6 protein-coding genes are annotated in these 6,727 nt (G+C 74.4%); 5 read left to right on the plus strand and 1 reads right to left on the minus strand.

Annotation, left to right across the window (positions count from 1 at the left end; translation table 11 throughout):
* Positions 1-42: 42 nt before the first annotated feature.
* The gene (locus ACFWAR_RS38905; protein ID WP_385788318.1) at positions 43-171 is read right to left on the minus strand and encodes a hypothetical protein; all 129 of its coding nucleotides are present in this window, start codon (positions 169-171) and stop codon (positions 43-45) included.
* Positions 172-343: 172 nt separating this feature from the next.
* Here ACFWAR_RS38905 and ACFWAR_RS38910 point away from each other — a divergent pair, with 172 nt between their 5' ends.
* The 5 genes from ACFWAR_RS38910 to ACFWAR_RS38930 all read left to right on the plus strand — a co-directional run bounded on the left by ACFWAR_RS38910 (position 344) and on the right by ACFWAR_RS38930 (position 6,678).
* Positions 344-1,054, plus strand: a complete 711-nt coding sequence (locus ACFWAR_RS38910; RefSeq protein WP_385788321.1) for an acyl carrier protein — start codon at positions 344-346, stop codon at positions 1,052-1,054.
* Positions 1,055-1,190: 136 nt separating this feature from the next.
* Complete coding sequence (locus tag ACFWAR_RS38915) at positions 1,191-2,972, plus strand: polyketide synthase (RefSeq protein ID WP_385788324.1); 1,782 nt, start codon at positions 1,191-1,193, stop codon at positions 2,970-2,972.
* Positions 2,969-3,829 carry a 4'-phosphopantetheinyl transferase family protein gene (locus tag ACFWAR_RS38920; protein WP_385788327.1) on the plus strand — a complete coding sequence of 287 codons (861 nt, stop codon included), beginning with the start codon at positions 2,969-2,971 and terminating at the stop codon, positions 3,827-3,829. The genes ACFWAR_RS38915 and ACFWAR_RS38920 overlap by 4 nt, the downstream gene beginning before the upstream one ends.
* 314 nt (positions 3,830-4,143) lie before the next feature.
* The gene (locus ACFWAR_RS38925) at positions 4,144-4,965 is read left to right on the plus strand and encodes a BTAD domain-containing putative transcriptional regulator (RefSeq protein WP_385788330.1); all 822 of its coding nucleotides are present in this window, start codon (positions 4,144-4,146) and stop codon (positions 4,963-4,965) included.
* Positions 4,966-5,124: 159 nt separating this feature from the next.
* The gene (locus ACFWAR_RS38930) at positions 5,125-6,678 is read left to right on the plus strand and encodes a class I adenylate-forming enzyme family protein (protein ID WP_385788333.1); all 1,554 of its coding nucleotides are present in this window, start codon (positions 5,125-5,127) and stop codon (positions 6,676-6,678) included.
* The last annotated feature ends 49 nt before the right edge of the window (positions 6,679-6,727 follow it).

Raw genomic sequence — 6,727 nt, forward strand, 5'->3', positions numbered from 1 at the left:
CCACCGGCCGGTGGGCCCCCTTCGCCGTGCCCGCCACCGCTCCTACTGGAGGGCGATGTTGCCGAGGACGTCCGCGTCGGAGTTCTCTTCCACGCCCTCGGTCACCTCGGCGCCGGCGCCCGGCGCCACTTCCGACTCGGAGCCCGTCACATTCTTCTTCTTGCTCGCCACGATGATGTCTCCTTCAGACGCGGAACACGCAGGAATACCCCATTGAGATTCACCGGCCGAAACCGTCCGAGTCAAGGCCCTCATCCCCCGCCCCAGTGCAATTCCAGGCCCCCTCCAGGAAATTGCGGAAAAGTACCGTGGGACCGGGATCCGACACGGGGAGACGCCCATCATGACCACTGCCCCGCACACTCCCGCCGCCGATGTGCTCGCCGAACTCACCGCGGTACTGGCGGGAATGACCGGCGTCGAGGTGCACGCCGTCGACGCCGAGCGGCCGTTCACCTTCCTGGGGATCGACTCCCTGCTGGGCGCGCAGTTCCTGAGCGCGCTGGGCGCCCGCTACGGCATCCAGCTCCCCTCCGACGCGCTGTACGAGCACCGGACCCCGGCGGCGCTGGCCCGGCACATCGCCGGGCGCCTGCACGCGCCGTCCGCGCCCATGACCTCCTGGTCCCCGCTGCGGCCCGTACGCCGCCCGGCCGCGCTCGCCGTGGCCGCCGACCCGGCCGGGCTGACCGAGGCGCTGCGCGGCCAGCTCGCCCAGATCCTGCGCTGCGCGCCCGAGGACATCGACCCCGCCACCCCCTTCACGATGCTGGGCCTGGACTCCATCCTGGCGGCGGAGTTCATCGCGGGCATCAACCAGACCTGGGACCTGACGGAGCAGACCGCGCTGCTCTACGAGCACCCCGACCTCGCGACGATGGCGGCGTACGTCACCGCCCGCGTGACCGGCAACGCCCCGGCCGCCCCGGCACCCGCCCCGCCGACGCGCCCCACCGCCCAGGGCCCGGGACTGGACCTCGAAGCCCTGCTGGACGCCGTACGCGACGACGTACTCACCATCGACGAGGCCGCCGCCCTCCTAGCCACGCGCTAGCGGTCGAGGCGCCCCATCACAGCCCCGCCGGCGTTTGAGGCGCCCCCGGGCGAGGCGCCCCAATCCAGCCCCGCCGGCGTTTGAGGCGCCCCCGGAGGGCACACCCCCGGGCCACACACGAAAGGCACACCAGGAGATGGAAGACCGTGAAATCCTGACGCGGTTCAAGAGCGGCACCCTGGAGCGCCGACGCGCAGTGGCCCTGCTCACGGGCAGCCCGACCGCCACCCTCACCACAAGGCCCCACCACGCGGCCCCGCCCCGCACCCCGCAGCCCCCCGAGCCGTGCGCGGTCATCGCCTTCCAGGCCCGCTTCCCCGGAGCCGAGGACCTGGCCACGTTCTGGCAGCTCTCCCTGACCCCCGGCACCCCACCGAACCCCTCCCCCGCGCCCACGGCCACACCCCCGCACCGCCCCGCCCCCGACGCCGAGGGCCACTTCCTGGACGCCGTCGACGCCTTCGACCCCGACCTCTTCGGCATCGACCCCGCCGCCGCGGCCCGACTCGACCCGCAGGAGCGGCTGTTGCTGGAGAGCGCCCGGCAGGTCCTGGAGGGCGCCGGTTGCCACGGGCCCCGGCTGGACGCCCTCGGCTCCCCCGACGGCGCCACCCCCTCCCGCAGCGTCGGCGTCTACACCGCCGTCACCTCCCACGACTACGCCCTGCTGGACCCCGCCGGGACCCCGTACGGCGACCCCGCCGGCCGGCTCTCGCGGCTGCTGGACCTGCGCGGGCCCAGCCAGAGCGTGGACACCGGCGCCTCCTCCTTCCTGACCGCCCTGCACCACGCCCTCGCCGCCCTGCGCGCGGGCGAGTGCGCGGCCGCCCTCGTCGGCGCCGCCGAACTGCACCTGCACCCCGGCCGACTGCGCCCCGGGGACGGGGAGGGGGTCGCGGCCGTCCTCCTCAAGCCGCTGTCCGCGGCCCGCGCGGACGGCGACCGGGTGCAGGCCGTGATCCTCTCCAGCGCGGTCGGCCACCCGGGGCGCGGACCCCACGCCCCGCTGCGGGAGCGCCTCGTACAGCGGGCCCTGGCCACCGCCCGCGTCCCGGCGGCCACCGCCACCGTGACCGAGGACTCCCGCAGCGCGGCGCCCCGCGTGGGCCGGGCCGGGGCCGCGACCGGCGCGGCCGCGCTGGCCCGGGCCGTCCTGCAGCTGCGCCACGCCACCCTGCTCCCGGCCCCGGCACCGGCCGACCCCGGCCGCGCCCAGCCGTCGCCCTGGCCCGCCGGACCGCCCCGCCGCGCCCTGGTCGGCGTACACGAGGACGGCGCCCCGCAGGCCGTGCTCGTCCTGGAGGAGGCCCCGGCCCCGGACCCGCGCCCGGCCCCGCACCCGGAGCCCACCGGCGGTGCGCGGTTGGTGCTGCTGTCGGCGCCGACCCCCGAGCACCTGGGCGCCACCGCCGGGCAGCTCGCCCGCTGGCTCACCGCCCCCACCGGAGCGGCCCGCGGGGCGGTCTGCGACCTGGACTCGGTGGCGGGCGAACTGCGCTCCGGCCGCGCCCCGATGGACTGCCGCCTCGCCGTCGTCGCCACCGACGTGCCGACGCTCGCGAGCGCCCTGGCCGCCTTCGCCGCACCGCCCCGGGCGCCGGGCACGAACGCCACCGGCCCCGACCACCCGTACGCGCCCCCCGTGCGTAGCGCCGATCTGCGCGCCACCGGCGCCCGCGACCCGCTGCTCCTGGGGGACCTCGACGAGACCCGCGCCTACGTCGACGCCCTCTGGCGCGGGGACCGGCTCGAACAGCTGACCCGGCTGTGGTTGGCCGGGGTCGACGTCCTGACCGCGCACCGGGCACCCGGCGCGCGACCGGTCCTCGACCTGCCGACGACCGCGGCCCGCCCCCGCCCCTTCTGGTTCCCCGCGCCGCCGGACGACGGCCGCGCCGAGCCGGGAGACCTCGGGTGAGCGGCGGCACGAACCGGCAGCAGCTGGTCGAGGCGGCCGCCGCCCAGCGGCCCGTCGCCGAGGCGGTGACCCTGTGGCTGTGCGCCAACGACGAGGTCGGCCCGGAACTCGCCGCCCTGCTGGCAGGGCACTGGCTGGACGCCCACGAGCACAAGACCGCGGGGAAGTTCCTCTTCGAGCGGGACCGCAGCCAGTACCTCATCGCGCACACCCTGGTGCGCCGCGCCCTGTCCCTGGAGGCGGGCCTGTCGGAGGCCGAGCTGGTCATCTGGCGCTCCGCCCGCGGGCGGCCCTTCCTGCGGCCCTCCCCCGACGCCCTGCCGCGCGGCGGCGCCCAGTTGGACTTCAACCTCTCCCACGCGGGCGGCTACAACCTGCTCGGCATCGTGCGCCACCAACGCATCGGCGTGGACGTGGAGCGGATGGACGACCGCGACGCCCAGGCCATCACCACCATCGTGCGCACCTTCGCGCCCACGGAGCGGGACTGGGTGGACGAACTGCCCCCGGGACGCGAGCGCGACCGGCGCGCGCTGCGCGTGTGGACGCTCAAGGAGGCCTACTCCAAGGCCCGCGGCCTGGGTCTGGGACTGCCCTTCGACAGTTTCGTCTTCACGATGGACGCCGAGCGCGGCGTGCACGCCTTCGAACCGCCCGAGGACGACACGGCCCGCCCGTGGTGGTTCATCGAGCTGGAGCCGGTCCCCGGCGTCCTGGTCGCCGTCGCGGTACCGGCCGACCCGGGGCAGGACGCGGTGGTCCAGCTCAACCACGGCTTCCCGTGGAGCCGATCCGACCCGAAGAATTTTCCGTTGCCGAAGCCGGTCGGCGGAATCCAAGCATCCGTTCCGGCCTGACACCCTTCGAATCCTTTGCCGATAATTTAAAAACAATCGAGGATCCTCTTACCCTCCGGATCACCCTCCGGAAAGTTGATCTATATCGAGATCTACTTTCCTTCGGACATCCGTCCATGGCCACATCCAGCCCGCCCTGACCTGCAAAAAGGCTGAATTCATACCCTTCTGATTGATCGTCATGGAAGGGCGCTTGAGGACCGCTACAGGAAATAGGGAAAAACCTACGGCCCCCGCTAGCGTGCCTGGAGCGGGGGCAGTTTTCTGCCCACCGGACGGAAAAGACAAGGAACTCGACGAGTACGGAGGAGACCGTGAGGATTCAGGTTCTGGGTCCGTTGAGTGCCGAGGTCAACGGGGGATCCATCGTTCCGACCGCGGGTAAACCACGGCAGGTTCTGTCGCTGCTCGCGCTCTATCCGGGGCGCGTCATGCCGGTCCCCACCCTCATGGAGGAGATCTGGGGGACGCAGCCGCCGCAGAGCGCGCTGACCACCCTCCAGACGTACATCCTGCAACTGCGCAGACGCCTCGGCACCGCGATGGGCCCCGACGCGCCCGGCGGGGCCAAGGAGGTACTGGCCACCCGGCACGGCGGCTACCTGCTGCAGATCCCGGAGGACAGCGTCGACGTGCACGACTACGAACGCCTGGTCCGCGAGGGGCAGGCGGCCTTCGAGACGGGCGACAGCCAGGTCTCGGCGGCCCGTTTCAAGGCCGCGCTGGACCTGTGGCGCGGACCGGCCCTGGTCGACGTCCGCGTCGGCCCGATCCTCGACATCGAGGTGATGCGCCTGGAGGAGAGCCGGCTCGTCACCGTGGAACGGCGGATCGACGCGGACCTGCGCCTCGGCCGGCACGCCGAGCTGATCGCCGAACTGACCGAACTGACCGCGCGCCACCCCCAGCACGAGGGACTGCACTCCCAGGTGATGGTCGCGCTCTACCGCTCGGGCCGACAGGCCTCGGCACTGGAGGTGTACCGCAAGCTGCGCATGCGACTGATCGAGGACCTGGGCGTGGAACCCTCCCCGCAGCTCCAGCGGCTGCACCAGGCGATGCTGTCGGTGGACCCGCAGCTCGACGTCTTCGCAGGCCCCCGCCACACCTCGACCTTCGACCTCTTCGCCGCCTGAGGGCCCGCCCCGGGCCGGTACCCGCACCTCCCCCGGGGCGCCGCACCTCCCGCGCACGCCCTCTCCCGCTCCTCGAAGGCCTCTCCAGCCCCGGTCCAGCCGGGGCGCGGACAGTGATGGGTCATCACCGGCCATCCGTTCGGAGCCAGGAGGTCGCACGTGCCCATCCTGAGGTACCTGGAGAACCCGCTCGACGACCTGCTGCGGCGGGCCGCGGCCCGCGCGGGCGACGCACCCGCCGTCACCACCGCCCGTACGACGCTCACCTTCGCCGCCCTCGACCGGGAGGCCGACCGGATCGCGCACGCCGTGCGCCGCCTCGCCTCCCGCCCCGGCGCCGTGGTCGCGGCGGCCGCGAGCCTGGACGCGGTGTTCCCCGCCGTCTACTACGGCACGATCCGCAGCGGCCACCTGCTGGCGCTCGTCGACCCGTTGACCGGACCGGCCGCCCTGCACGAGATCCTCACCACGGCCGCGGCCGAGATCGCCTTCGTGCCCACGGCCCTGGCCGAGGTGCTGGTGAAGCTGGAGGACCAGCTGCCGCACCTGCGCACGATCGTGGTGACGGACGCCGTCGGCGCGGTGACCCCCGGATCGGCGCTGGCCCTGTCCGCCGCGCTGGCCGGAGCACCGGACACACCGCTGCGCACGGGCCCCCCGGCCGACGTGGACGGCGTGGCCTGCCTCCACTTCACCCCGCACGCCGACACGGTCCGCTTCAGCCACCGCAACCTCATCGCGGGCGCCGCGCAGACCGCCATCGCCCAGGGCCTGGACGCGACCTCGGTCACCGTGAACCACCTGCCCTCCTACCAGCCCGCCCACCTCAACGCCGCCGTGCACGCGGGCGCCTGGCAGGTGCTCTGCGCGGACCCCGCGCCCTGGGCCGGGATCGCGCTGGCCGCCCGGGTGGGCGCGGGCCACTACTACGGACTGGCCAGCCGGCTCGCCCGGCTGGCCGCCGACCGCCGCTTCGCGCCCGGCCACCCGGACCTGCCCGGCCCGGAGCTGCGCGCGGTGCTCTGCGGCGGCACCCCGCTGGAACCGGCGACCGCGCGACGACTGCGCGACGTCCTGGGCGCGCCGGTCCTCCAGGGGTACGGCCTGAGCGAGGTCTGCACCCTCTCGCACCACCAGGTGCCCGGCTCCCGGCCGGACCTGGGCGCGGTCGGCGTCCCGCTCCCGGGCACCGAGTGCCGGGTGGTCGCGCCCGCCGGGCGGCAGCCGGTGGCCGTGTGGTCGACCGGCGAGGTCGAGATCCGCGGCCCCCAACTGACCGCGGGCTGCGGATCGGACGGTTGGCTGTCCACGGGTGACGTGGGCTACCTCGACGAGGACGGCGGACTGTACGTCGTCGACCGCCTCGGCTCCGTCTTCACCTGCGACGACGTCCTCATCGCGCCGTCCCTGATCGAACGGGTCATCGCCGAGGACCCGCGGGTCGCCGAGTGCGTGGTCGCCGACTGGCCCGACCCGGCGCGCGGCGCCCTGGTCTGGGCGGGCGTGGTCCTGCGCCCCGACGTCCCCGCCCGCGACCTGCTCGACACCCTGGACTCGATCGCCGAAGCGGCCAACGCCCGCCTCTCGACGAGCGAACGCATCCGCCGCCTGGAAGCCCTCGACACCATCCCCCGCACCCCCACCGGCACCCCCGCCCGCCACCACATCCGCACCCGCCTACAAGCCCTCTCCACAGCCGAATCCACCCCGTAACCCCCCTGCCAAACGAGGCGCGCCGCCCAGGGGGGGGGCGGGCGGGGGC

This window comes from Streptomyces sp. NPDC059917 (assembly GCF_042730635.1).
In the GTDB taxonomy this organism is placed as follows: domain Bacteria; phylum Actinomycetota; class Actinomycetes; order Streptomycetales; family Streptomycetaceae; genus Streptomyces.